Genomic DNA, 23,440 nt, shown 5'->3' with positions numbered 1-23,440 from the left:
GCGGGGATCGCTAGAACTCGCCCCCCCGACCCCCGGGGCTTCGTCGTGTCACTGCTGCGACGTGACCGGCAGATGCCTGCTCCACCAGTCGAGCACGGCCTCGAAGCGCTGAACGCGGTGACGCGGACGCCCGGCGCGCGTGAGCTCATGGTCTTCGCCGGGGAACACCAGCATCTCGGTCTCCACTCCCCCGCGCTTGAGCGCCGAGTAGTAGCGCGTCGCCTGCTCGAGGGGACAGCGGAAGTCGAGTTCGGAATGCATCACGAGCGTCGGCGTCCGCACGTCGCCGACCACCGCCATCGGGCTCTGGGACGCGATGATCGCCGGATCGACGCCGACGTATTCGTCACCGAAGAAGGAGCCGATGTCGGCGGTGCCCTGGAAGCTCACCGGATCCAGGAAACCGCGTTCGACGATGGCGCCCGCGAACCGGTGGTCGTGCGCGATCGTCCACGCGGTCAGGTAGCCGCCGTAGGAGCCGCCCATGATCCCGACCCGATCGCCGACCAGCGCATCGTCGCCCGACACCGCGCCCTCGAGGAAGTCGATGACGTCGGCGAAGTCGACGGTGCCCATCGCCTGGCGGATGCAGCGTCCGTGCTCGAGCCCGTAGCCGGCCGAGCCGCGCGGGTTGCAGTACACGACCGCGTAGCCGGCGTCCACGAGCACCTGCGTCTCGTCGAACAGGTGGACGCCGTACGCGGCGTACGGACCGCCGTGGATCTGCAGGATGACCGGGAACGGGCCGCCTCCTGCGGGCTTGGCGACCCAGCCGTGCACGGGGTAGCCGTCGCGGCCGGTCACGGTGATCTCTTCGGGCACGACGACGCCCGTGACGCGGGCGGCTGCGCCGAAGTCGGTGAGGACGGACGCCTCGCCGGCGTCGATCAGCACGAGCTCGCCGAACGAGGTCGGCGACGACGCGGATGCCACGACCCGCGCGCCGGCGGCGTCCTGGCCCGAGACCTCGACGTCGCCTCCGAGCAGCGCGGTGACGACCCCCTCGCGCGACACGCGGAGCAGGCGCAGGCGCCCGCGGGTCCGCTCGCGGACCAGGAAATCCTCGTCCACGGCCACGACGTCGCTCTCGCCGAGGTCGATCGATGCGCCGTCGACGACGAGTCGCGGTGCGCCCGCGTCGAGCACGTACAGCGACACGGCGACGGCGACGAAGTCGACACCCCGCTCCCCCACGTCCCCGGCGATGAGCGCCACGGTGCCGTCGGGGGCGACCGCCATGGCGTCGACGGACAGGTTCGCGTCGCGATCGAGCACGACGCGGCTGCCGGAGCCGTCGGTCCTGAGGGCGAGCACGCGGGAGCGCAGGTCGCGCTGGCGGCCCTCCGTCTCGTCGGGGACCGTCAGGACCTCGGAGCCGTCGGCCGAGAAAACCGCGCCGGAGTGCGACGCGTCGCCGTCGGTGAGCCGGCGCGCCTCCGCGGGCACCACGCGCAGCGTGGGGGCATCCTCCCCCTCGGGGACGACGACCGGCGCGGGCTCGTAGGCGGGCTCGGCGCCGGGATCGGGCGCGTCGACGACGAAGACGTGCGCGGGACGATCGGCGGTGTAGCCGAGTCCGTTCGCGTGCCAGCGGATGCCGGTGATGCGCCGGGGCGCCTCGGCGACCGCCTCGAGGCCCTCGACGCTGCCGTACCGCCCCGTCTCGGGGACGCGGGCGGTGAAGGCCAGGAGCGAGCCGTCCGGCGACCACTCGGGCGCACCGGCGCCGAGCGGGGCATCGGTGGCCTGGACCGGCTCCCCTCCCCCGGCGTCCACGACGAAGATCTGGGCGCGGCCCTTGGCGTCGGCCCGCAGGAAGGCGATGCGCGTGCCGTCGGGCGACAACCGCGGCGCGGAGTCCTTCTTGCCGCGCGTGAGGCGGCGCGCCGCGCCGTCCGGCAGGTCGATGCGCCACAGCTGACCGACGGCGCTGTCCGCGACGATGTCGGGCCGCGAGGTCGCGAAGACCGCGAACGATCCGTCGGGGGCGATGACGGGGCGGCCGACGCCGACGAGGGTCTCGATGTCGTGCGCCCGCACCGTCACTCCCCGGCGAACGAGCCGGTGTCGCCGACGAGGCGCGTGTTGTCGGCGGGGACCGGGTCCACCGCGGCCATCGCGACCTCGGCGGCGAACTCCGAGACGTTGTAGAGCTTGCCGGCCGACTCGCGGCGCGACGCGATGGCGCCCGGGTTCGCACGCTCGAGCAGCGTCGCGGTGATGGTGCCCTCGATCATGTCGCCCGAGACGACGACGAACTCGACGCCCTTGTCGGCGAGGGCGGGGATCCGCTCGCGGAGGGCGTCCTCGCCGGCGCGCTTGGACAGCGCGACGGGCTCGTACTCGGGCATCGTCGGCGTGCTGCGGATGAAGTGCGCCTGGTGGCTCGTGACGAACACGACGCGCGAGCCTTCGGCCATGAGCGGCAGCGCGGTCTCGAGCACGTTCACCTGCGCGTCGCGGTTCAGCTTCAGGGCGTAGTCCTCGGCCATGCCGGCCTCCATGCCGCCCGAGGCATTGAGGACCAGGATGTCCAGCGTGCCGAACGCCTCTCCGACGGCGTCGAACATCGCCTGCACCGACGCGGGGTCGGTGAGGTCGGCGCCTACGACGAGAGCCTCGACGCCCAGTCCGCGCAGCTCGGTGGCGAGCTTCTCGGCGCGCGGAGCCTTGTTGCGGTAGTTGATGACGACGTCGGCCCCCGCCTGAGCGAGGTAGCGGACCGTGTCGGCGCCGATCCCGCGCGACGAGCCGGTCACGAGGGCGGTGCGTCCGGCGAGCGTGGCCGGGGCGAGAGGCTGGGTCATGGGGTGCTCCTGGGTCGGTGCGGCGCCCGCACGGCGACGGCGGGCCGAAACGACACTATCAACCGGCCCCGCCGCCCCTGCGGTTGGTAGTGTCATCGCAAGGGCCTCGAAAGGACCGCGATGCTTCCGGATCTGACGCAGTGGATGTGGATCCTCTGGCTCGCCCTGGCGTTCCTCTTCGTCATCATCGAGCTCGTCACCCTCGAGTTCACCTTCCTGATGCTCGCGGCGGGCAGCCTCATCGGCGGGCTGGGCGTGAATCTCCTGGGGGGCCCGTGGTGGCTCCAGATCGGCGTCGCCGCCGTGCTGTCGGCGCTGCTGCTGTTCACGATCCGGCCCCTGCTGCTGCACGCGCTGCGGCGCAACTCGACGCACGAGGTCACCAACGTCGACGCGATCTACGGCATGGGCGCGAAGGTGCTCGCACCGTTCTCGGACGGAGCCGGCTCGGTCAAGCTCGACAACGGCGAGACGTGGACCGCACGTCTGGCCCAGGGGACTCCCGATGCCGCGCTCGGCGTCGGCGACCGCGCCGTGGTGACGGCCGTTCACGGCGCGACCGTGGAGGTCTCGCCGGCGGGCGCCCGCCCCGCCGCCTACGAAAGGACGGACGACGATGGTTGACATCGGAGGCTTCATCGGCCAGATCTTCATCATCATCCTGCTGGTCGTCATCGCGATCTTCGTCGTGGTGGTGATCTTCCGCTCGATCCGCATCATCCCGCAGGCCTACGCCGGCGTCGTCGAGCGGCTGGGGCGCTATCAGCGCACCCTCAAGCCCGGGCTGAACCTGCTGGTGCCCTTCATCGACCGCCTGCGGCCGCTGGTCGACATGCGCGAGCAGGTCGTGTCGTTCCCGCCGCAGCCGGTGATCACCGAGGACAACCTCGTCGTCTCGATCGACACCGTCGTCTACTTCCAGGTCACCGACGCGCGGGCCGCGACGTACGAGATCGCCAACTACCTCAGCGCCGTCGAGCAGCTGACCACGACGACGCTGCGCAACGTGGTCGGCGGCCTGAACCTCGAAGAGGCCCTCACGAGCCGCGACAACATCAACGGCCAGCTGCGCCTCGTCCTCGACGAGGCCACGGGCAAGTGGGGCCTGCGCGTCTCTCGCGTCGAGCTCAAGGCGATCGACCCGCCGCTGTCGATCCAGGACTCCATGGAGAAGCAGATGCGCGCCGAACGCGACCGGCGCGCCGCGATCCTCACCGCCGAGGGCTCGAAGCAGTCGCAGATCCTCGAGGCCGAGGGCCGTCGCCAGGCCGAGATCCTGCGCGCCGAGGGCGACAAGCAGGCCGCGGTGCTGCGGGCGGCGGGTGAGTCCGAGGCGATCCAGATGGTCTTCAACGCCATCCACGCCGGCGACCCCGACGACAAGCTGCTCGCGTACCAGTACCTGCAGACGCTGCCGAAGATCGCCGAGAGCGCGTCGAGCAAGATGTGGATCATCCCCAGCGAGTTCACCGAGGCGCTCAAGGGCATCGGCGACGCATTCGCCGGGCAGGCGAAGCCGACGGCCCCGCGTCCCGAGCGCGGCACCGCCCCGGTCACCTCCGCGGGTGCCGAAGAGGCCGTGGCGGCGGCGATGCAGGCGGCCTCCGCCGCCGACGACATCGCGACCGAGGCCCGCAACGCGACCCCCGGGGCCGCGGCGCCGCCCGATGCCCGCAGCTGACGGTCGCGGGGCGCAGCGGCATCCGTACTTCGGCGGCGACCACCCCCGTGTGCTCGCGCACCGCGGCTTCGTGTCGGACGAGGACGCCGCGAACGGCGTGGCCGAGAACTCTTTCCTCGCCGTCGCCGCCGCGCACGCGGCCGGTGTCGAATACATCGAGTCGGACTGCCACCTGACCGTCGACGGGGAGGTCGTGCTGTTCCACGACGACGACCTCGCGCGCGTCGCCGGCGATCCCCGCAGGGTCGCCGAGGTCACGGCACGCGAACTGGACGAGCTCATGGCCGACCGCGGCGGTCTCATCACGCTCACCCAGGCGCTGGAGTCGTTCCCCGCGTCCCGGTTCAACCTCGATGTGAAGGCGCCGGATGCCGCCGACAGCGTCGGCCGCCTCGTGGCCGCGCACGCCGACCGCGTGCTCCTCACGAGCTTCTCGGACGCTCGCCGGCACGCGGCGCTCGCGGCCGCGGCGCGCGTGGGCGGCGCCCGGCCGGCGACCTCCGCCGGATCCGCCACGATCACGCGCCTCCTGGCCGCGGTGACGCTGCGGTCGCGGTCGCTGGCGTCCCGCGTGCTGGCGGGTGTGGACGCGCTGCAGATCCCCGAGCGTCAGGGCCGCATCCGCGTCCTCAGCCCGCGTCTGATCGACCTCGCGCACTCCTGCGGGGTCGAGGTCCACGTGTGGACCGTGAACGCCGCGGAGGACATGCGGCGCCTGCTCGACAGCGGGGTCGACGGCATCGTCACCGACCGCGCCGACGTGGCGCTCGGCGTCGTCGGCCGGCCGGATTCCGGCGGCCGCTAGCTGTACTGACCCGGATCGTTGTTGACGTAGGAGAGGCCTCCGGGGTCGAGTTGGAGCTGTCTAGTTCCCCTGCTCGTTCACACGGAGGCCTCTCGTGTCCCACGGTAATGCCCGGCTGGCGCCTGCCGGCAGGTTGATCCTTGTTCAGCGCATCCAGTCGGGGCGCGCGGTCGCGCACGTAGCGGCGGAGATGGGTGTCTCCCGCACGACCGCGTGGCGGTGGTGGCGCCGATACCGGGAGTACGGACCTACGGGTCTGGTCGACCGTTCCAGCATCGCTCACACCCATCCGCTCCGGACTGCTCCGTGTGCGGAGACGCGGGTGCGGATCATGCGGCACCTCACACGTCGCGGGCCGGTGTTCATCGCCGGCAGGCTCGGCATGCATGCTTCCACGGTCGGACGGGTGCTGCGCCGTCACCGAACCCCGTTGCTGCGGGAGCTGGACCCGGTGACCGGGACGATCATCCGCGCGACCCGCCGGTCCGCTGAGAGGTATGAGCACGACCATCCCGGGTCGCTGATCCACGTCGACGTGAAGAAGCTCGGCCGCATCCCTGAGGGCGGCGGATGGCGGCTCCACGGCCGCGGGGAACGCCCGAACCGCCACCGAGGTCTGGGCTACGACTACGTCCACACCGCGATCGATGACCACTCCCGCGTCGCCTACGCCGAAGTTCATGACGACGAGAAGGGCGCAACCGCGGCGGGATTCCTGGAACGTGCGATCGCGTTCTACGCGACCCTCGGCGTGAGCGTCGAACGGGTCATCAGCGACAACGCGTTCGCCTACCGGCACTCGAACGTGTTCCGAGCCGTGATCGACACCCACGGCATCACACAGAAGTTCATCAAGCCGCACTGCCCCTGGACGAACGGGAAGGTGGAGCGCCTGAACCGCACCCTCGCGACCGAATGGGCGTACTCGCAGCCCTGGACCTCGAACGCCGACCGCACCGCAGCCTTGCCCGCCTGGCTCGACTACTACAACCTAGACAGAACCCACCTCGGCATCAGAGGCATCCCCATCGACCGAGTCAACAACGGTCGAGGTCAGTACAGCTAGCGCCCGAGCGTGAACCGCTGGGGATCGGCTGTGAAACCGCCCCTGAACGGTGTCGTTCGGATGATCCGCTCAGGTCGATTCGTTATACCTGATCAGCGACGAGAGGACCACACAATGGCAGACCGCAGTCTGCGCGGCATCCGACTCGGCGCCCAGAGCCTACAGAGCGAAGAGGGCGTCGTTTTCCATGAGCGCGCACAGCACATCTACGCGTGCTCGTCCTGCGGACGAGACACCACCCTGACCTTCGCGGCAGACGCAGAGGTCCCCGAGGCATGGGAGTGCCGCACGTGCGGCGCCGAGGCGCTGCTGCGCATCGGCGATGAGACCGCCACGGTCGACCACTCGGGCGACAAGACGCCCCGCAGCCACTGGGACATGCTGCTCGAGCGCCGCACCATCCCGGAGCTCGAGGAGCTCCTGGAGGAGCGCCTCGCTCTCCTGCGCGAGCGCCGCGGCGCCGGCAAGGCGACCGAGGCCGACAAGATCAGCGCCTGACGCTCAGCCGTCCAGCTCGACGCCGGTCCCCTCGGGGGCCGGCGTCTTCGCATTCCACCGGCGGAATCGCAGCAGGACGCCCAGCGCGACGAGCCACAGCACGCTCCCCCACCCGAGGACGGCCTTCACACCGGGGCCGATGAGCACGGCCGGAGTCATCCCGGTGCGCAGCGGCACATCCGTGAGCATGTGACCGGACTCGCCGGCATCCAGCGCATCGATCGTCGACCCGTCGGGCGCGATCACCTGGCTCGTGCCGACCGTGGAGATGTTCACGACGGAGCGCCCGGTCTCGATGGCCCGCATGCGGGCGAAGGCGAGCTGCTGGAGGTTCTCGTCGGTGTCGCGGAAGTCGGCGTTGTTGGTCTGGAACATGTAGACCTCGGCGCCGTCGGCCGCGCCCTCCCAGATGACCGCGTCGTAGATGACGTCGAAGCAGATCGCGAGTCCGACGCCGACCCCGTCGACGTCGAAGAACGGCGGATTCGTCCCCGGTGTGTACTCGCGCTGGATGAGCCCGATGAGGTCGGGCACGAGCATCTCGTAGAACCAGCGGTCGGGAACGTACTCCCCCATCGGGACCGGGTTGCGCTTGTCGTGGATCGCCACGGCGCCCTCCCCCGCGACCCACAGGATCGAGGTGTTGAAGGTGTCGTCGCCGCGCGTCGTGGCCGCGTTGACGACGAGCGGCGCGTCGAGCCGCTCCGACACGGCGTCGAGCACGGATCCGGTCGTGTCGTTCGCGAGCGGATCCGAGTCGATGCCGCCCTCGGGCCACAGCAGCACGTCGACGTCCTCGCCGATGAGCGGCACCGTCGCCTCGAGCTGCGCGTCGAGCACCGCGTTGCGGGAGCGCTCGTCGAAGTAGCCGCTGGGGCCGTTCCCCTGCACCGCACCGACCCGCAGGGTCCCCGCGGGCGTCGTGGGGAACGCCGGCACGGCCAGGAGCACGACGGCCAGGCCCGCCGCGGGCAGCGCGGTCCGGATGTCGCGGAGGCGGCCGACGCGGATCCACTCGATGACGGCCGCCGTGAAGAACACCATCAGGAACGTCAGCCCCGATACGCCCACCCACGAGGCCAGGTGCGCGAGGGGGCTCTCGGACTGGCTCATGCCGATCCGGCCCCACGGGAAGCCGGTGTACGGCCACGAGCCCATGAATTGCTCGCGCGCCGTCCACAGCCCCGCCACGAGCGCCGGCAGCAGGATGAGCCGCGCCCACAGCGACGTGAGCACGCGCGGCATCCACCGGTACGCGAGCGTGATGAGGATCGACCCCGCCGCCAGGAACACCGTCTCGATGCCCGCGAGCGCGAACCACGGGATCATCCCCAGGTAGCGGGTGATCCACACGATGTGGGTGAAGTAGAAGGTCGCGCCGAAGACGAAGCCCACGAGGACCGAGGACCACAGACCGCGCCCGATGAGCCCGACCAGCGACAGGCCGACGCCGACGAGCGCGAACGGCCACCATCCGACATCAGGGAACGACAGGTCCAGCGCGATGCCGCCGACCACCGACGCGATGAGCGCGGCCCACAGCGGCAGCACCGGTCGCGGGTGGGACGGAGCAGGCATGCGTTCGAGCCTACGTGCCCGCGCGCCGGTCGAGGACGCCACTACACCGACGTGTACGCGACGATGCCGCGGCGCACCTGGTCGAGCGCCTGTCGCGCCGTCGTGGCGACCTCGGGCGCCGCGACGAGCGAGAGCTGGTCGAGCAGGTCGATGGTCTGCTTCGCCCAGCGCACGAAGTCGCCGGCGGCCATGTCGGCCTCGATGAGGACGCGGTCCAGCGCCGCGCCGCGCGCCCACGAGTGCATCGCCTGGGCGAGGCCGGCCGCGACCGGCTCGGAGCCGGGCAGATGGTGGTCGCGCTCGAGGTCGTCGAGGCGCTGCCACTGGTCCTGCGTCGCCGTCAGCGCGATGCGGAACGCCCCGCGCGGGAGCGCCCGCTCCCCCGCCTCGTCGCGGCGCGGCTCGTAGACGAGGCAGCACGCCAAAGCCGCGAGCGACGGGGCGTCCAGCGTCCGCCACAGCCCCTGCCGCAGGCACTCCGCGACGAGCAGATCGCGCTCGCCGTAGATGCGGCGCATGGTGCGGCCGGCGTCGGTGAGGATCGTCCGGCCATCCTCGTCCACGCGCACGTAGTCCACTTCGGTGAGCACGTCGACCACGCGGTCGAAGACCCGGGCGACGGTGCCGGTGCGGTTCTGGATCTGCCGACGCGTGCGCTCGACGTCTCGGCGCAGGCGCCAGTAGCGCTCGGCCCACCGGGCGTGATTCTCGCGATCGGGACACTGGTGGGACGGATGCCGCTGCATGCGCTTGCGCAGGCTCGCGATCTGCTGCTGCCGCTTCTCGCGCGTGGCGCGCGACGCGCTCGCATCCTTGCGGTTGATCTTCTCCAGATCACTCAGTTCCCGGCGGATCGAGGCGTACGCGACGAAGTCGCCGCGGTCGCACGACATCGCCTCCTGGTACCCGGCGAGCGACTCCTCCTTCTCCTTCACCTCGCGCGCGAGACCGACGACCGATCGGTCGGCCTGGAACTGCGCGAAGGACGACTCCAGCACCTCGCGGGCTCGCTCCCGCCCGAACCGGTCGATGAGGTTGACCGCCATGTTGTACGTCGGGCGGAAGCTGGAGTTCAGCGGATAGGTTCTCCGCGATGCGAGCGCCGCCACCGCCTGCGGGTCGAGGCCCTCGGTCCACTGGATGACGGCATGGCCCTCGACATCGATGCCGCGGCGCCCGGCCCGGCCGGTCAGCTGCGTGTACTCTCCCGACGTGATCGCGACGCGCGCCTCGCCGTTGAACTTCTCGAGCTTCTCGAGCACGACCGTGCGCGCGGGCATGTTGATGCCGAGGGCGAGCGTCTCGGTGGCGAAGACCGCCTTGAGGAGCTTGCGCTGGAACAGCTCCTCGACCACCTCCTTGAACGCCGGCAGAAGCCCCGCGTGGTGGGCGGCGACGCCGCGCTCGAGGTTGTCGAGCCACTCCCAGTACCCCAGGACGGCGAGATCCTCGTCCGGCAGCGTCCGCATCCGCACCTCGGCGGTCTCGCGGATCTCGCGGCGCTCCTCGGGCGACGTCAGCCGCACGCCGCTGCGCCGCACCTGCTGCACGGCTGCGTCGCACCCGGCACGGCTGAAGATGAAGAAGATCGCCGGAAGCAGGTTCGACCGCCCGAGCAGCTGGATGACGTCGGGGCGGTCCATCCGCTCGATTCGGCTGACGTTCGCGGCGCGCACGGGGCGACGACCGCCGCGGCCGGGGCGGCGCGAGCCGTACCCGTCGCGGTGACCGCTGCTGCGGGCGGCCTGCGTGCTGCGGTTCCGCTCGAAGTTCGCCCCCTTGAAGGAGCGGATGCGCATGAGCTCCTGGTTGACCTGCGCGGTCGCCACCCCCGCACGGTCGTCGAAGAGCGGCAGCAGATCGTCGCGCACCAGCACGTGCTGTTCGAGCGGGACGGGACGGACCTCGGAGACGATCACCTCGGTGTCGCCGCGGACGGTGTCGAGCCAGTCGCCGAACTCCTCCGCGTTGGAGACGGTCGCCGACAGCGCGATCAGCCGAACCGAGCGGGGCAGGTGGATGATGACCTCTTCCCACACCGCGCCGCGGAAGCGGTCGGCGAGATAGTGGACCTCGTCCATCACGACGTACCGCAGCCCCCGCAGCGCCGGCGAGTCGGCGTACAGCATGTTCCGCAGCACCTCGGTGGTCATCACGACGATGCGGGCCGACCCGTTGATGTTGGTGTCGCCGGTGAGCAGGCCCACCTGGTCGGCGCCGTAGACGGCCTGGAGCTCGCGGAACTTCTGATTCGACAGCGCCTTCATCGGCGTCGTGTAGAACGCCTTGTCGCCCGGCTCGAGCATGGCCAGGTGGATCGCGAACTCGCCCACGATCGTCTTGCCGGCTCCCGTGGGCGCGGCGACGAGCACGCTGTGTCCGGACTCGAGCGCGCGGCATCCGGCGATCTGGAACTCGTCCAGCTCGAACCGCTGGGACCGTGCGAAGTCCGCCGTCACCGGGTGCTCCCGGTCGCCGGCGGCGCGCGCCCGGGCCCGCGCGTAGCGCTCGCCCGGGCCGGGCTCGCTCATGCGCTCGGCTCGGGCGGCAGGAGCTTGGCGTCGCGCTTGCGGCGCCGGCGGTCGAACAGCATCGAGATGCCCGCCGCGCTGAAGAACAGCACCATCATGATGGCCGCGAGCAGGAACGTGGTCGCGACGTCGGCCGGAGGCGTCGCGATGGCGGCGAACACCACCGACACGATGATCGCGACGCGCCAGCCCTTGAGGATGGCCTTGCCGGACATGATCCCCGCGAGATTGAGCGCCACCAGGAAGACCGGCAGCACGTAGGCGACGCCGACGAACAGCAGCAGCTTGAAGACGAAGTCGTAGTAGTACGACGCGTCGTAGAAGGCGGCCGCGCCCTCGGGGACGAAGCCCGCCATGAGCTTGACGATGTTCGGCATGACGAACAGGCCGGTCGCGGCTCCCAGGAAGAACAGCGGCACCGCGGCCGCGACGAAGCCGATCGTGTACCTGATCTCCTTGCGGGTCAGACCGGGGACGATGAACGCCCAGGCCTGCCAGATCCAGATCGGGGCGGACAGCAGAAGCCCGATCGCGATCGACATGCGCAGCCTCAGGTCGAACCCGGAGGAGACCGTGCTGAACATCAGCTCGACCTGCGACTGGTCGCCGCGCTCTTCGGCGACGAGCCGGATCGGCTCGGTGATCAGGGTGATCACCGGGTCGGTGATCACGAAGGCGACGATCATGCCCACCACGAGCGCGATCGCCGAGATGATGGCGCGCTTCTTGAGCTCGACGAGGTGGGCGCCGAGCGACATGCGCTTGTCACGCCGCGGTGAGTCGGGATCCTCCACGCGCGGCGGTCCCGCCGTCACCACGCCGCTCAGCTGCTCGCGCTGCTGGAGCCGCCCGCTTCAGGTCGAGCGGGCTTGGCCGCCTCCGAGGTTGCGACGGTGGTCTCTTCGGTCGCGGCGTCGTCCTTGGCGGTCGCGTCCTCGTCCTTCATGGCCTTCATCTCGCCCTTGAACACGCGGGCGGACTGACCCATGCTCTTCGCGAGCGCAGGCAGCTTCGCCGCGCCGAACAGGAGCAGGATCACGGCCAGGATGAGCAGCCACTGCCAGCCTTGAATACCCATGGAGTTCCTTTCGAAGGGTGTCCCCAGTGTAACCCCCGCCGTCGATGCGTCGTCACCGCGACAGGTCAACGTCCGCTGAACGTCAGAGGTACTGGGCGAGTCCGTCGGCCGCCCACGCGGCGGCGGCGCGCCGGGCGCCCTCCGGCTCGAGGATCTCCACCTCGCCGCCCCGCTGCGCCGCGAGCCGGCGGAGGCTCGCCTCGTCGGCCACGCGCATGGTCGCGATCGAGTGCTCGCCGTCGGACTCGATGACGGCGCGGCTGAGGTATTCGCCCAGCAGCGGGGCGAGGTCGGTGCGATAGCGGATGCGGGCGACGACATCGTCCCGGCCGGACTCGAACCAGCCGGGAACCGGCTCCTCGGCGTGCGTGGTCGGGATGTCGGTCAGGGCGAGATCGCTGACGCGGTCGAGGTGGAAGGTCCGCATCGCCCGCCGCAGGTGGCACCACCCCTGCAGGTACCACTGGCCGTCCGCGATCTGCACCTTGATGGGATCGACCGTGCGCGTGGTGGCCGCCGCGTTCGGAGCCTTGTACGAGAACGAGACCGCCACGCCGCGGCGCAGCGCGTCGGACACGGCGGCGCGCACCGCGTCGACCGGCTCGGGGGCGACGATGACGTCGGCGGGAACGCTCGAGGCCCCGCGGGCCAGTTTGGCCAGGAGGCCGGCGAACAGCTGCGTGTCTCCCACGCCGGGGATCGAGCTCGCCAGCTGGAGCCCTGCCAGGAGCGCGGCGGCCTCGCGCGCCGTCAGCTTGGGCGAGCGCTCGAGTCCGACGGAGTTCGTGATCACGATCAGGTCGTCGCGGTCGAGCAGCTCCCAGTCGATGTCGAACAGGTCGTTCGCCATCTGCCAGTACCCGGCCTCGCCGGGGAGCCCGATGACGGTCAGCTTCTCGACCATCTCGCGCATCTGATCGACGCCGACGTCGAACTCGTCGGCCGCTTCGACGAGCGACACCTCGCCCTTGCCGATCAGGTAGGGCACGAGCTGCAGCAGCAGCGCGGCGCGGTCCGCCGCGACCAGCGGCCGGCGCGCGCTCACGAGGCGCCTCCGTTGACGGCGGCCGTCGCCGTCAGGCGCTCGATCACGGCTTCGCGCAGCTCGGCCGGCTCGACGACGCGCACTTCGGGCCCGTACGACGCCAGCTCGTCGGCGAAGATCTGCAGGTCGACGTACGGCACGCGGATTCCCTGCGGCGCGGCCTCCGCGCGCCGCGCCAGGCGCAGGGCGGCCTCGGTGCCGGGGTTGACCTCGAGGAGGGCGCCGCTGCGGGCGGCGACCTCGGCCAGACCCGCCAGAGCGTGCTCGCCCGCGCCGTCGCGCAGGGCGGGGTCGAAGCGTGCCCGCGTGATCTCGACGGGGCCGACGATGCGCTGGAGCAGGAACGTGCGCTCCGCGCCGATGCCGAGATCGTTGCCGAAGACGTGCCATCGGGCTTCGTATTCCACGAGGGCGAGCGGCTGGATGCGGCGCACGCGCGGGTGGCTGCCGCCGGGGCGGAAGTACGGGAACGTCACGACGCGCGACTGCTCGATCGCCTGCTGAAGCGGGGCGAACGACGGCTCCCGGACGCTGATGCGCGGTGAGAAGCCGATGATGGGATCCTCGACCGGGATCCCGAGGGCCCGGATCTTGCGCAGTCCCGTGCGCGCCTCGGCCGACAGCGAGCCCTCGCTCCACACGCCGCCGGCGAGGTTCAGCAGCGCGAGCTCGGCCGGGGTGAACTCGATGTCCTCCGGCAGCTCGTATTCCGCGGAGGGCACCCGGTATCGCGCTTCGCGCAGGTCGTCGGGGTCGGCGCGGTCGCCGATGGTCTCGATCGGCACGCCGAGACTGCGGAGGTTCTCCTTGTCGCGCTCGAACATCTTCTCGAGCGCGTCCTTCGACGAGCCGGACGACGACTGCTCGCGATAGCCCGAGACGGACGCGAGGATGGTGTCCTTCGTCAGCCCCTGCTCGGTGGCCATGAGGGCCACGACCAGGTTGACCAGGCGCTCCTCGGGCGGGATCTTCGCGGACACGTGGGCGGGCACCCCCTCATCCTATGGTCGGAGCCGGCGCCGGCCCGCGAGCGACGGTCAGGACGCCGGCTCGTCCAGACCCAGGATGTCGATGACGAACACGAGCGTCGAGCCGGCCGGGATCGAGCCCTGCGTCTGGTCGCCGTAGCCGAGCTCCGGCGGGATCACGACCATCACCTGCGAGCCGACCGTCTGCCCTTCGAGCGCCTGGGCGAATCCGGGAACCACCGAGTCCAGCGACATCGAGCTCGGCTCGCCGTCCCACGAGGAGTCGAAGACCTCCTTGTCGGCCCACGTCACGCCGGTGTAGTGCACGCGCACGGCCTGCTCACCGGTGACCTCCTCGCCGTCGCCCTTGATGAGCGTCTGCACGACGAGCTCCTCGGGAGCCTCACCGTCGGGGACGATGATGCCGGGGCGTCCGTCCTCGGCGCGCACCACGGACGGCAGGCCGTAGCCGGAGTTGAACTGCAGCGTGCCCTCTGCGTGGGGCAGGTAGACCTTCCGCAGGTCGACGACCGCGACCGCGGACTCGTCGGCGGCCAGCCCGAGACGCTCGGCGTTCGTCGGCTCGACCCCGTCGGGAGCGAGGGCGATCGCCACGCGCGACCCCTCGGTGGCGCACGTGAGCCCCTCTTCGAGACCCGGGTACAGCGCGTAGACCTGCGACATCGCCACGGTCGCGCTCAGGTCGCCGTCGTACGGGGTGGACCCGATGAACTCGCCGCTGTCGCCCGCCACGAGCGTGACGTCGATGACGGCCAGCTGCGTGTCGGTGGTCAGCGCCGGGCCGGAGCCGGTGCGGACGTCCTCGTACTGCGTGGCCGACGTGCTGAACGGCGCGTAGACGTCGACGGTCGCGACCGAACTGGTCGATCCCGAGACGGAGATGAGATCCATCACGTCCGCATCCGAGACGGCGGGGCGCGGGCAGGCCTCCGTGCCCGCCGGCAGCGAGCAGCCGGTGAGGCCGACAGCGGTCAGAGCGGTCAGGGCGAGGGCAGCGGGGATCTTGCGCACCGCAACAGTCTATGGGCGCGCGTCAGTCGGATTCGTCCTCGGGCGAACCGGCCGCGCGAACCGCCTCCGCCGCGCGCTGCGCCTCGCGCACGCGCTTGCGCAGGTTCTTGTCGGTGATCTGGCGGTCGCCGACGGCTCCGGGGGTCCACAGCTCCACGTCCTCGTCGCCGTAGGACGACTTCGACGCGCGCCGCTTCACCTCCGGGGGGACGGCGCCCGGCGCGAGGCGTCGCGCCCACAGCAGGAATCCGGTGTGCGCCACCATCCGGTGGTCCGGGCGCACGGCGAGGCCCTCGACGTGCCAGCCGCGGACCATCGTCTCGTTGGCGTCGGGCTCGGTGAACCGGCCGGTCCCGCGGATGTACTCGGCGACGCGGCTGAGCTGCGTCGCGGTGGCGACGTAGCAGACCACGACGCCGCCCGGCGTGAGGGCGTCCGCGACGACGTCGATGCACTCCCACGGCGCGAGCATGTCGAGCACGACGCGGTCGACGCTTCCCGGCTCGACGGCCGTCGGCAGCGCCTCGCCCAGATCGCCCAGCACGACGTCCCAGTTCTCGGGGACGGAGCCGGTGAACGTCTCGACGTTGGCGCGCGCGACCTCGGCGAACTCCTCGCGCCGCTCGAACGACACCAGTCGTCCTCCGGCGCCGACCGCGCGCAGCAGCCACAGCGACAGCGCCCCCGAGCCGACACCGGCCTCGACGACCGTGGCGCCGGGGAAGACATCCGCCTCGGCGAGGATCTGCGCGGCGTCCTTCGGGTAGACGATCGCAGCGCCGCGCGGCATCGACATCACGAAGTCGCGCAGCAGCGGGCGCAGCGCCAGATACTCGTGGCCGCCCGAATTGGCGACGACGGACCCGTCGGGCTGACCGATCAGCTCGGTGTGGCGCAGCACGCCGTGGTGGGTGTGGAGCTCGCCGTCCTCGCGCAGCGTGATGGTGTGCAGGCGCCCCTTGGGGCCGGTCAGCTGGACGCGGTCGCCGACCCGGAACGGTCCGCTCGGTCGCTCGGTCATCGTGCGTGCCCCCTCGTGGTGCGGTGTGCGGTGTGGAACGCGGCGACGTCGTCGACGGTGCGCCCCTCGAGCGTCGGCCATGTGGCGTGGGCGCCGGCGCCCGCGACCGAGACCATCAGCGGGATGCCCACGACGGCGGCGCCCGAGGCGACGGCCGATCGGATGCCGTTGGGCGAGTCCTCGAACGCCACCGCGGACTCCGGCGCGACGCCCAGCGCCTCGCACGCCTGCAGGTAGGGATCGGGATAGGGCTTGGGCCGGGTGGCGTCGTCGCCGGCGATGATGACGTCGAACGCCTCGAAGTCGATCAGCTCGACGACCGACTCGGCCATCCGCCGCAGCGACATCGTCACGAGCGCGGTGCGGATGCCGGCCTGCCGGAGGGCCAGCAGCATCTCGCGCGCCCCCGGACGGAACGGCACGCCCTCGTCCCGCAGCTGCCGCATGACCTCGGCGGTGAGGTGGTCGACGATGGCGTGCTCGGCCATGCGCACGCCCGCCGACTGCAGGATCCGCGCCGCGTCCTCGAGTCCGAGCCCGACCAGCGCCAGCGCCTGCTCATGGGTCCACGTGCCGCCGAAGCTCTCGACGAGAGGGGTCTCCGAGGCCATCCAGTACGGCTCGGTGTCCACCAGGGTGCCGTCCATGTCCCACAGGACGGCCGCGGGCGCTGCAGGCGAATTCACCGCACCATGCTACCGACCGAGCGTCCGCGACCCCTGCGACCCGGGCGCGCGCCCATGCCGGACTCGCCGTCGGCCCGGCCCACGCCCGGCGCGCGACGCCTATCCTGGGTGGATACCGCCGCAGGGCAGAGGAGGTCGCGTGAACGCACTGGGTCGACGCGTGCTGGTCGCCGCTTTCGACGGATGGAACGACGCCGGCGAGGCTGCGTCGTCCGCCATCTCGCAGCTGCGCGAATCGGGGGCGTACGAACCGGTCTTCTCCGTGGACCCCGAGCTGTACTTCGACTACCAGTACACGCGGCCTCACATCTCGACCGACGGCACGACGGGTCAGCGCATGCTGAAGTGGCCCGAGGCGACGATCCTCAAGCCCACGCGCCCCGGGCGCGGCACCCAGCTGTGGCTGCTGACGGGCGTCGAGCCGGCGCGTGCGTGGCAGGCCTTCGCGGCCGAGTTCATCGACGTCGCGCTGCGCGAGGACGTCTCCGGCTTCGTGTCGATGGGGTCGATGATGTCGGACGTTCCGCACACGCGACCCATCTCGGTGTTCGCGGGCAGCGACAACGAGCACGTCCGCGCGACGCTCGATCTGGAGCGAAGCACGTACGAGGGGCCGGTCGGCATCCTGAGCGTGCTCGGCCACGCCGCCGACGCGGCGGGCATCGCCACCGCGAGCCTGTGGGCGAGCGTGCCGCACTACGTCGCGGGCCACACGCCGTCGCCCAAGGCGACCCTGGCGCTGCTGGACCGCCTCGAGGACATCACCGGCGCGCCGATCAAGCGCGGGAGCCTCGCCACCGACGCGGCCGCCTGGGAGGCGTCCATCGACGCCGCGGCCGCCGACGACGAGGAGATGACGGAGTACATCCGCCAGCTCGAGCACACCCGCGACACGTGGGACTCCCCCGAGGCGTCGGGCGACGCCATCGCCCAGGAGTTCGAGCGCTACCTCCGCCGCGGCGGCGGCGAGGGCCCGCACAAGCCGGGCCGCGACGACCCGCAGCGCTGACGCGGCGCGGCCCGCGCCGGATCAGTACGCCTCGATGACGCCCATGCTCAGCAGCACCAGCAGCGTCGAACCGAGCGCGACGCGATAGATCACGAACGGCAGGAAGCTCCGCTTGGAGATCCAGCTCATGAAGAACGCGATCACGCCGAGGGCCACCACGAACGCCACCAGCGTCGCCACAGCGGTCTCGCCGAGCGTGAACACGCCCGGCTCGTCCCAGCTCTTGATCAGCTGGTAGAAGCCCGAGCCGAACACGGCGGGGATCGCCAGCAGGAACGCGTAGCGCGCGGCGGCGGCGCGCTCGTAGCCCATGAACAGCCCGGCGGTGATCGTGCCGCCCGACCGCGAGACGCCGGGGATGAGCGCGAGGGACTGCGCGAATCCGTAGATGACGCCGTGCCCGACGGTGAGGTCGTTCAGCTTGCGTCGCTTGGCGCCCACGAGGTCGGCGATGCCCAGCAGCACGCCGAAGAAGATCAGCATGCCCGCCACGAGCCACAGCGACCGAAGCGTCGTCTCGATCTGGTCCTGGAACAGCAGTCCCAGCACGACGATCGGGATCGAGCCGATGATGATCAGCCAGCCCATGCGAGCGTCGGGGTCGTTGCGGGGGATGCGGCCGAGGAGCGCCTGGAACCAGTGCGAGACGATGCGCACGATGTCGCGCCAGAAGAAGACCACGACGGCGGCCTCGGTGCCGATCTGGGTGATCGCGGTGAATGCGGCGCCCGGGTCCTGCGCGGTGGGCAGGAACTCCCCCAGGATCCGCAGGTGGGCGCTGGAGGACACGGGCAGGAATTCGGTGAGTCCCTGGACCAGGCCGAGGATGATCGCCTCGAGCAGCATGGGCGGAGCGCCTTTCGATGCAGGATGCCGCGTCGGGGCATCCGGGGCCGTCAGTAGGTGCGGAGCAGGTCGGTGAGCACAGCCTGGCCGAACACGAGCGCGTCGATCGGGACGCGCTCGTCCACGCCGTGGAACATGCCGGTGAAGTCGAGGTCGGCGGGCAGCCGCAGCGGCGCGAAGCCGTAGCCTCGGATGCCCAGGGCCGCCAGCGCCTTGTTGTCGGTGCCGCCGCCCATCAGGTACGGAATGACGGGGACGCCGGGGTCGTGGCGACCCAGCGAGGCGACCATGGCGTCGACGAGATCGCCCGCGAAGGGCACCTCGAGCCCGATGTCGGCGTGCACCGTCTCGACCTCGACGCCCGGATCCACGATGCGACGGATGTCCGCCAGCGCCTGCTCCTCGGTGCCGGGCAGCACGCGCACGTCCACGAGGGCCTCGGCCCGGTCGGGGATGACGTTGTGCTTGTAGCCGGCGGTCAGGCCTGTGGGATTCGTCGTCGTCCGCAGCGTCGCGCCGACGAAGCCGGCGGCCGCGCCGACCGACGCCGCGACCGCGTCGGGATCCGCCGGGTCGGTGCCGGTCAGGCGCGCGAGCGCGTCGACCATGGCCGCGGTCGTGTCGGTGAGCCGGACGGGCCACGCGGTGCGCCCGAGGCGGGCGACCGCCTCGGCGAGCGTGGTGATCGCGTTGTCGGCGTTCAGGCTCGAACCGTGCGCCGCCCGGCCCCGCGCGACGAGACGGATCCACAGCAGTGCCTTCTCGCCCACCTGGAGCAGATATGCGCGGTCGGACCCGGCGGCGATCGAGTACCCGCCGACCTCGCTGATCGCCTCCGTCGCCCCGGCGAACCACTCCGGCCGGTTCTCGACGACGAGCGCGGACCCCTCGACACCGCCGTTCTCCTCGTCGGCGAAGAACGCCAGGACGAGATCGCGCTCCGGTCGCTCCCCCGCGCGCAGGATGTCGGCGACCGAGGTCAGGATCATGGCGTCCATGTCCTTCATGTCGACCGCGCCGCGCCCCCAGAGCATCCCGTCCCGGATCTCGCCGGCGAACGGGTCGACGCTCCAGTCGTCTGCGACGGCGGGGACGACGTCGAGGTGGCCGTGGAGGATCAGAGCGGGCTTGTCGCGATCACGGCCCGGGATGCGCGCGCAGACGTTCGTGCGGCGGGGGATCGGCTCGTAGAACTCCGGTTCGAGGCCGAGGCTCCGCAGGTACTCCCCCACGTACTCCGCGGCCTCGCGCTCGCCGTTGGCCCGGCCTCCGCCGTGATTGGTGGTGTCGAAGCGGATGAGGTCTCGGGCGATCCGGGCGACCTCGGGCAGGGACGCGTCGGGGGTGGGCATGCCGACAAACCTACCCCGCCGCACCAGGCGCCTCGCGCCGCCGACGACCCGACGCGCTCGACACGGCTCGATTCGGCAGATGGCTCGGAGCGTGGTAATGTCGTTCCTCGGTTGCGAAACCAGAAACCACCTGCGCGGGTGGCGGAATAGGTAGACGCGCTAGCTTGAGGTGCTAGTGCCCGTATTAGGGCGTGGGGGTTCAAGTCCCCCCTCGCGCACAGAAGAGAAACGGCCCCTGACCTGGGAAATCCAGGCGGGGGCCGTTTCTCGTCCCCGGTCTGGTGCGACCAGGCCCGGGCTCAGCCCAGGGTCACGCCGAAGAGCAGACCGAGGCCGTAGGTGACGGCGGCGGCTCCGAACCCGATCGCGAGCTGGCGCAGCCCCCGGCGAAGCGGCGGCCCGCCCGACAGCAGCCCCACCATCGCGCCGGTGGACAGCAGGGCCAGGCCCACGAGCGCGAGCGCGGTGATCACGGCCGCCAGTCCCGACAGGCCGAAGATCCACGGCAGCACCGGGATGATCGCTCCCGACGCGAAGAACAGAAAGCTCGACAGGGCGGCCCCCCACGCACCGCCGACGACCTCGTGATCGTCGGCGGCGTCGATCGGCCGCGCGTACGGGTGCGAGCGATCCGACGTGTGCGCGGTCTCGACGACGAGGCGGGCGCGCGCCATGGCCTCCGCGGCGGCCATCCCCCGCGTCCGGTACACCAGCGCGAGCTCGTTGGCGTCGAGGTCGAGGTCGGGCAGCACGTCGTCGGCGAAGTTGTTCGGCTCGGTCGCGTCGAGCAGCTCGCGCTGCGACCGCACCGACACGAACTCGCCCGCGCCCATCGACAGCGCCCCGGCGAGCAGACCCGCGAGGCCGCTGAACAGCACGAACGACGACGAGACGCCCGTCGCCCCGATCCCCATCACCAGCGCCAGATTCGACACGAGCCCGTCGTTGGCGCCGAACACGGCGGCGCGGAAGGTTCCCGACAGGCGCCGCCGCCCCCGCGCGGCGAGACCGCGCACGACCTCGTGGTGGATCTTCTCGTCGGCGCGCATCGCCGGCGTCGCGTGCGGATCGACGTCGTAGGGCGACCGGGCCTCGGCGTTCTGCGCGAGCGCGAGCACGAAGATCGAGCCGAACCGGCGCGCCATCCAGCCGAGCGTGCGGGTCTGGGCCGACGCGCGCGGGAGGTGGTCGGGCTCGCCGCCGAGCAGCGCCAGCCAATGCGCCTCGTGGCGGCCCTCCGCATCGGCGAGGGCCGTGAGGATCTCGCGCTCCTCACCGTCCCGCCGGGCCGCGAGCTCGCGGTATACGCGCGCTTCCGCGCGCTCGTTCACGAGGTACTGGGCCCAGCGGCGACGTTCGCGGTCGGTCGGCGCGACGGGGGCGTTCATGCAGGCTCCTGAGGTCGTCGGGACTGCACGAGATTAGCCGCGCGAGGGGGCCTCACCCCCACCGAACGGCGGGATTGTCAGCATTTCGGGGCTCCGAACGTCCGCCGGCGGCGTCAGGAGCGAACGCGTCGGCGCAGGACGTCGATGCGCGCCTGCAGCTGCGCGACGGTGGCGTGAGACACCGCCGGGCCGCCGCACACCCGTCGCAGCTCGGCGTGGACGGCTCCGTGCTGCTCTCCCGATTGGCGCGCGTACAGCCCGACGAGGCTGTTGAGGAGCTGCCGCTGCTCCTTCAGCGTGCGGTGCAGCGCCGGCGGCATCGCGGCGGAGGCGGCATCCGGGCCCGCGTCCTTCTCGCGCGCCTCGCGCGCGTGGCGGTGGCGTCCCTGCCGCGCCTGGCGCTGCATGAGCAGGTCGTGCACGTGCTCGGGCTCCAGCAGGCCCGGGATGCCCAGGAACTCCTCCTCCTCGGGCGTTCCGGGCACCGCCAGCTGGCCGAACTCGCGCCCGTCGAAGAGCACCCTGTCGAAGTGCGCGAGGGATCCGAGCGCCTGATACGAGAACTCCTCGGTGAGCGCGCCGGACGCCTTGTCCTCGCGCTCGGCGGCGTCCATGAGGTCCTCTTCGGCGTTCCAGTCGTCGCCGTCGCTCTCGCGATCGAGCGCGTGATCGCGCTGACGCTCGAGCTCGCCCGCGAGGGCGAGCAGCTGCGGGACGTTCGGCAGGAACACGCTCGCGGTCTCGCCGCGGCGGCGCGCGCGCACGAACCGGCCGATCGCCTGCGCGAAGAACAGCGGCGTCGACGCGCTCGTGGCGTACACGCCGACCGCGAGGCGCGGGACGTCGACGCCTTCGGAGACCATCCGCACCGCGACCATCCACCGGCTCGTGCCCTGCGAGAACTCCTCGATGCGGGCGGACGCCTCGGCCTCGTCCGACAGGACGACGGTCGCCTTCTCGCCCGACACCTGCTCGAGGATCGCCGCATACGCGCGCGCCGCGGTCTGGTCGGTCGCGATCACCAGGCCGCCGGCATCCGGCACCGACTCCCGCACCTCGCTCAGGCGCTTGTCGGCCGAGCGCAGCACCGCCGGGATCCAGTCGCCCTCGGGGTCGAGCGCGGTGCGCCACGCCTGCGCGGTGATGTCCTTGGTGTTGTCCTGCCCGAGATGTGCCTCCATCTCGTCGCCCGTCTTCGTGCGCCACCGCATGTGGCCGGCGTACACCAGGAAGATCACGGGGCGGACCACGCCGTCCTCGAGCGCGCGGCGGTAGCCGTAGGCGTAGTCGGTGCGCGAGAGGCGGATGCCGTGGGCGTCGGGGTGGTACTCCACGAACGGGATCGGAGCGGTGTCGCTGCGGAAAGGCGTTCCCGACAGCAGGAGACGGCGCGTCGCCCGGCTGTACGCCTCGCGCAGCGCGTCGCCCCAGCTGAGCGCGTCGCCGCCGTGGTGGACCTCGTCGAGGATCACGAGCGTGCGCGCGTCCATCGCGAGCCGCTGGTGGACGGATGCCTTCACCGCCACCTGCGCGTAGGTCACCGCGACCCCGTGGTAGTGCCGCGCGGGCGCCGCGTGGCGGTTCGAGAACGCCGGATCGAGCCGGATCGAGACGCGGGCGGCGGCATCGGCCCACTGCGTCTTGAGGTGCTCGGTGGGCGCTACCACCACGATGCGGTCGACGACCCGCCGGCGCAGCAGCTCGCTGGCCAGGCGCAGCGCGAAGGTGGTCTTGCCGGCGCCCGGGGTGGCGGCGGCGAGGAAGTCGCGGGGGCCCGAGCCGGGCCCGTCCGGCCCGTCCAGCCCGAAGTAGAGGTCCAGCGCCTCGGCCTGCCACGCCCGCAGGCGCTGCGCCGTCCCCCACGGTGCGCGCTGGGGCCACGTCGGCGACAGGTGCTCTGCGGCGAAGGAGCCGATGTGGCTGGTCGCGGGGGTGCCGGCGTCGTGTTCGATCGTCGACTCCTCGTGCACCGGCGTCCTCCCCCTCGCTCGCGACAGCGAGACTCCACCATAGGCGACTCCGGCGACATCGGCGCCACGGCGGGCCGAC

At 71.5% G+C, this 23,440-nt stretch carries 21 protein-coding genes and 1 tRNA gene; 7 read left to right on the top strand and 15 right to left on the bottom strand.

Translation table 11 applies throughout. From position 1 onward, the window contains the following. Positions 1–48 precede the first annotated feature (48 nt). Both HD594_RS10665 and HD594_RS10660 read right to left on the bottom strand, forming a co-directional pair. The gene (locus tag HD594_RS10665) at positions 49–2,040 is read right to left on the bottom strand and encodes a S9 family peptidase (RefSeq protein ID WP_184750946.1); all 1,992 of its coding nucleotides are present in this window, start codon (positions 2,038–2,040) and stop codon (positions 49–51) included. Between the two features lie 2 nt (positions 2,041–2,042). Next, positions 2,043–2,807 carry an SDR family oxidoreductase gene (locus HD594_RS10660; protein ID WP_184750945.1) on the bottom strand — a complete coding sequence of 255 codons (765 nt, stop codon included), beginning with the start codon at positions 2,805–2,807 and terminating at the stop codon, positions 2,043–2,045. Between the two features lie 120 nt (positions 2,808–2,927). Here HD594_RS10660 and HD594_RS10655 point away from each other — a divergent pair, with 120 nt between their 5' ends. The 5 genes from HD594_RS10655 to HD594_RS10635 all read left to right on the top strand — a co-directional run bounded on the left by HD594_RS10655 (position 2,928) and on the right by HD594_RS10635 (position 6,857). Next, complete coding sequence (locus HD594_RS10655; protein WP_184750944.1) at positions 2,928–3,431, top strand: NfeD family protein; 504 nt, start codon at positions 2,928–2,930, stop codon at positions 3,429–3,431. Further along, on the top strand, positions 3,424–4,488 hold the full coding sequence (locus tag HD594_RS10650; protein ID WP_184750943.1) for an SPFH domain-containing protein: 1,065 nt from the start codon (positions 3,424–3,426) through the stop codon (positions 4,486–4,488). The genes HD594_RS10655 and HD594_RS10650 overlap by 8 nt, the downstream gene beginning before the upstream one ends. Next, positions 4,475–5,293, top strand: coding sequence for a glycerophosphodiester phosphodiesterase family protein (locus tag HD594_RS10645; protein WP_184750942.1), 819 nt, complete (start codon positions 4,475–4,477; stop codon positions 5,291–5,293). The genes HD594_RS10650 and HD594_RS10645 overlap by 14 nt, the downstream gene beginning before the upstream one ends. 94 nt (positions 5,294–5,387) lie before the next feature. Beyond that, entirely contained in the window at positions 5,388–6,359 is a 972-nt protein-coding gene (locus tag HD594_RS10640) for an IS481 family transposase (protein WP_184750458.1), read from the top strand. Positions 6,360–6,473: 114 nt separating this feature from the next. Next, the gene (locus HD594_RS10635) at positions 6,474–6,857 is read left to right on the top strand and encodes an RNA polymerase-binding protein RbpA (protein WP_184750941.1); all 384 of its coding nucleotides are present in this window, start codon (positions 6,474–6,476) and stop codon (positions 6,855–6,857) included. A 3-nt stretch (positions 6,858–6,860) separates the two neighbouring features. Here HD594_RS10635 and lnt read toward each other — a convergent pair whose 3' ends face one another. From lnt to HD594_RS10590, 9 genes are all read right to left on the bottom strand, one after another. Further along, positions 6,861–8,435 carry an apolipoprotein N-acyltransferase gene (gene lnt, locus HD594_RS10630; protein WP_184750940.1) on the bottom strand — a complete coding sequence of 525 codons (1,575 nt, stop codon included), beginning with the start codon at positions 8,433–8,435 and terminating at the stop codon, positions 6,861–6,863. A 41-nt stretch (positions 8,436–8,476) separates the two neighbouring features. After that, on the bottom strand, positions 8,477–10,966 hold the full coding sequence (locus tag HD594_RS10625; protein WP_184750939.1) for a DEAD/DEAH box helicase: 2,490 nt from the start codon (positions 10,964–10,966) through the stop codon (positions 8,477–8,479). Beyond that, positions 10,963–11,724: a twin-arginine translocase subunit TatC gene (tatC, locus tag HD594_RS10620; protein WP_184752775.1), complete on the bottom strand. Its 762-nt coding sequence runs from the start codon at positions 11,722–11,724 to the stop codon at positions 10,963–10,965. The genes HD594_RS10625 and tatC overlap by 4 nt, the downstream gene beginning before the upstream one ends. Positions 11,725–11,789: 65 nt before the next feature. After that, positions 11,790–12,044, bottom strand: a complete 255-nt coding sequence (gene tatA, locus HD594_RS10615; protein ID WP_184750938.1) for a Sec-independent protein translocase subunit TatA — start codon at positions 12,042–12,044, stop codon at positions 11,790–11,792. An 82-nt stretch (positions 12,045–12,126) separates the two neighbouring features. Continuing rightward, positions 12,127–13,089, bottom strand: a complete 963-nt coding sequence (locus tag HD594_RS10610; RefSeq protein ID WP_184750937.1) for a helix-turn-helix transcriptional regulator — start codon at positions 13,087–13,089, stop codon at positions 12,127–12,129. Further along, positions 13,086–14,081: a helix-turn-helix transcriptional regulator gene (locus HD594_RS10605; protein ID WP_271171228.1), complete on the bottom strand. Its 996-nt coding sequence runs from the start codon at positions 14,079–14,081 to the stop codon at positions 13,086–13,088. The genes HD594_RS10610 and HD594_RS10605 overlap by 4 nt, the downstream gene beginning before the upstream one ends. Before the next feature lie 45 nt (positions 14,082–14,126). After that, positions 14,127–15,089, bottom strand: coding sequence for an FKBP-type peptidyl-prolyl cis-trans isomerase (locus tag HD594_RS10600; protein ID WP_184750936.1), 963 nt, complete (start codon positions 15,087–15,089; stop codon positions 14,127–14,129). Between the two features lie 22 nt (positions 15,090–15,111). Beyond that, a complete protein-coding gene (locus tag HD594_RS10595; protein ID WP_184750935.1) occupies positions 15,112–16,110 on the bottom strand; it encodes a tRNA (adenine-N1)-methyltransferase in 999 nt (332 codons plus the stop codon). Beyond that, positions 16,107–16,796 carry an HAD family hydrolase gene (locus HD594_RS10590; RefSeq protein ID WP_271171227.1) on the bottom strand — a complete coding sequence of 230 codons (690 nt, stop codon included), beginning with the start codon at positions 16,794–16,796 and terminating at the stop codon, positions 16,107–16,109. The genes HD594_RS10595 and HD594_RS10590 overlap by 4 nt, the downstream gene beginning before the upstream one ends. Positions 16,797–16,935: 139 nt before the next feature. Between HD594_RS10590 and HD594_RS10585 the strand changes: the two genes are divergently transcribed. After that, the gene (locus HD594_RS10585) at positions 16,936–17,805 is read left to right on the top strand and encodes a PAC2 family protein (RefSeq protein ID WP_184750934.1); all 870 of its coding nucleotides are present in this window, start codon (positions 16,936–16,938) and stop codon (positions 17,803–17,805) included. A 21-nt stretch (positions 17,806–17,826) separates the two neighbouring features. Here the strand turns inward: HD594_RS10585 and HD594_RS10580 are convergent, their stop codons facing one another. Together HD594_RS10580 and HD594_RS10575 are read right to left on the bottom strand one after the other, a co-directional pair. Next, on the bottom strand, positions 17,827–18,651 hold the full coding sequence (locus HD594_RS10580; protein WP_184750933.1) for an undecaprenyl-diphosphate phosphatase: 825 nt from the start codon (positions 18,649–18,651) through the stop codon (positions 17,827–17,829). A gap of 50 nt (positions 18,652–18,701) precedes the next feature. Then, positions 18,702–20,003: a M20/M25/M40 family metallo-hydrolase gene (locus tag HD594_RS10575; protein ID WP_184750932.1), complete on the bottom strand. Its 1,302-nt coding sequence runs from the start codon at positions 20,001–20,003 to the stop codon at positions 18,702–18,704. A 132-nt stretch (positions 20,004–20,135) separates the two neighbouring features. On the opposite strand from HD594_RS10575, the gene HD594_RS10570 reads away from it, so the two are divergent. Continuing rightward, positions 20,136–20,221: transfer RNA gene (locus HD594_RS10570), tRNA-Leu, on the top strand. A gap of 81 nt (positions 20,222–20,302) precedes the next feature. Here HD594_RS10570 and HD594_RS10565 read toward each other — a convergent pair. Next, positions 20,303–21,391 carry a VIT1/CCC1 transporter family protein gene (locus HD594_RS10565; protein ID WP_184750931.1) on the bottom strand — a complete coding sequence of 363 codons (1,089 nt, stop codon included), beginning with the start codon at positions 21,389–21,391 and terminating at the stop codon, positions 20,303–20,305. Between the two features lie 113 nt (positions 21,392–21,504). Next, positions 21,505–23,361, bottom strand: a complete 1,857-nt coding sequence (locus HD594_RS10560) for a DEAD/DEAH box helicase (protein WP_271171226.1) — start codon at positions 23,359–23,361, stop codon at positions 21,505–21,507. Between the last annotated feature and the right edge of the window lie 79 nt (positions 23,362–23,440).

The sequence above is a fragment of the Microbacterium thalassium genome (assembly GCF_014208045.1).
GTDB classification, from domain to species: domain Bacteria; phylum Actinomycetota; class Actinomycetes; order Actinomycetales; family Microbacteriaceae; genus Microbacterium; species Microbacterium thalassium.
This window is presented reverse-complemented; position numbering and strand designations above follow the sequence as displayed.

What these genes read in the sequence shown, in the direction of transcription:
- HD594_RS10660 (WP_184750945.1), bottom strand. Translation starts at nt 2,807, where the DNA reads ATGACCCAGCCTCTCGCCCCGGCCACGCTCGCCGGACGCACCGCCCTC.
- HD594_RS10655 (WP_184750944.1), top strand. Translation starts at nt 2,928, where the DNA reads ATGCTTCCGGATCTGACGCAGTGGATGTGGATCCTCTGGCTCGCCCTG.
- HD594_RS10650 (WP_184750943.1), top strand. Translation starts at nt 3,424, where the DNA reads ATGGTTGACATCGGAGGCTTCATCGGCCAGATCTTCATCATCATCCTG.
- HD594_RS10645 (WP_184750942.1), top strand. Translation starts at nt 4,475, where the DNA reads ATGCCCGCAGCTGACGGTCGCGGGGCGCAGCGGCATCCGTACTTCGGC.
- HD594_RS10635 (WP_184750941.1), top strand. Translation starts at nt 6,474, where the DNA reads ATGGCAGACCGCAGTCTGCGCGGCATCCGACTCGGCGCCCAGAGCCTA.
- lnt (WP_184750940.1), bottom strand. Translation starts at nt 8,435, where the DNA reads ATGCCTGCTCCGTCCCACCCGCGACCGGTGCTGCCGCTGTGGGCCGCG.
- HD594_RS10625 (WP_184750939.1), bottom strand. Translation starts at nt 10,966, where the DNA reads ATGAGCGAGCCCGGCCCGGGCGAGCGCTACGCGCGGGCCCGGGCGCGC.
- tatC (WP_184752775.1), bottom strand. Translation starts at nt 11,724, where the DNA reads ATGTCGCTCGGCGCCCACCTCGTCGAGCTCAAGAAGCGCGCCATCATC.
- tatA (WP_184750938.1), bottom strand. Translation starts at nt 12,044, where the DNA reads ATGGGTATTCAAGGCTGGCAGTGGCTGCTCATCCTGGCCGTGATCCTG.
- HD594_RS10595 (WP_184750935.1), bottom strand. Translation starts at nt 16,110, where the DNA reads ATGACCGAGCGACCGAGCGGACCGTTCCGGGTCGGCGACCGCGTCCAG.
- HD594_RS10580 (WP_184750933.1), bottom strand. Translation starts at nt 18,651, where the DNA reads ATGCTGCTCGAGGCGATCATCCTCGGCCTGGTCCAGGGACTCACCGAA.
- HD594_RS10575 (WP_184750932.1), bottom strand. Translation starts at nt 20,003, where the DNA reads ATGCCCACCCCCGACGCGTCCCTGCCCGAGGTCGCCCGGATCGCCCGA.
- HD594_RS10565 (WP_184750931.1), bottom strand. Translation starts at nt 21,391, where the DNA reads ATGAACGCCCCCGTCGCGCCGACCGACCGCGAACGTCGCCGCTGGGCC.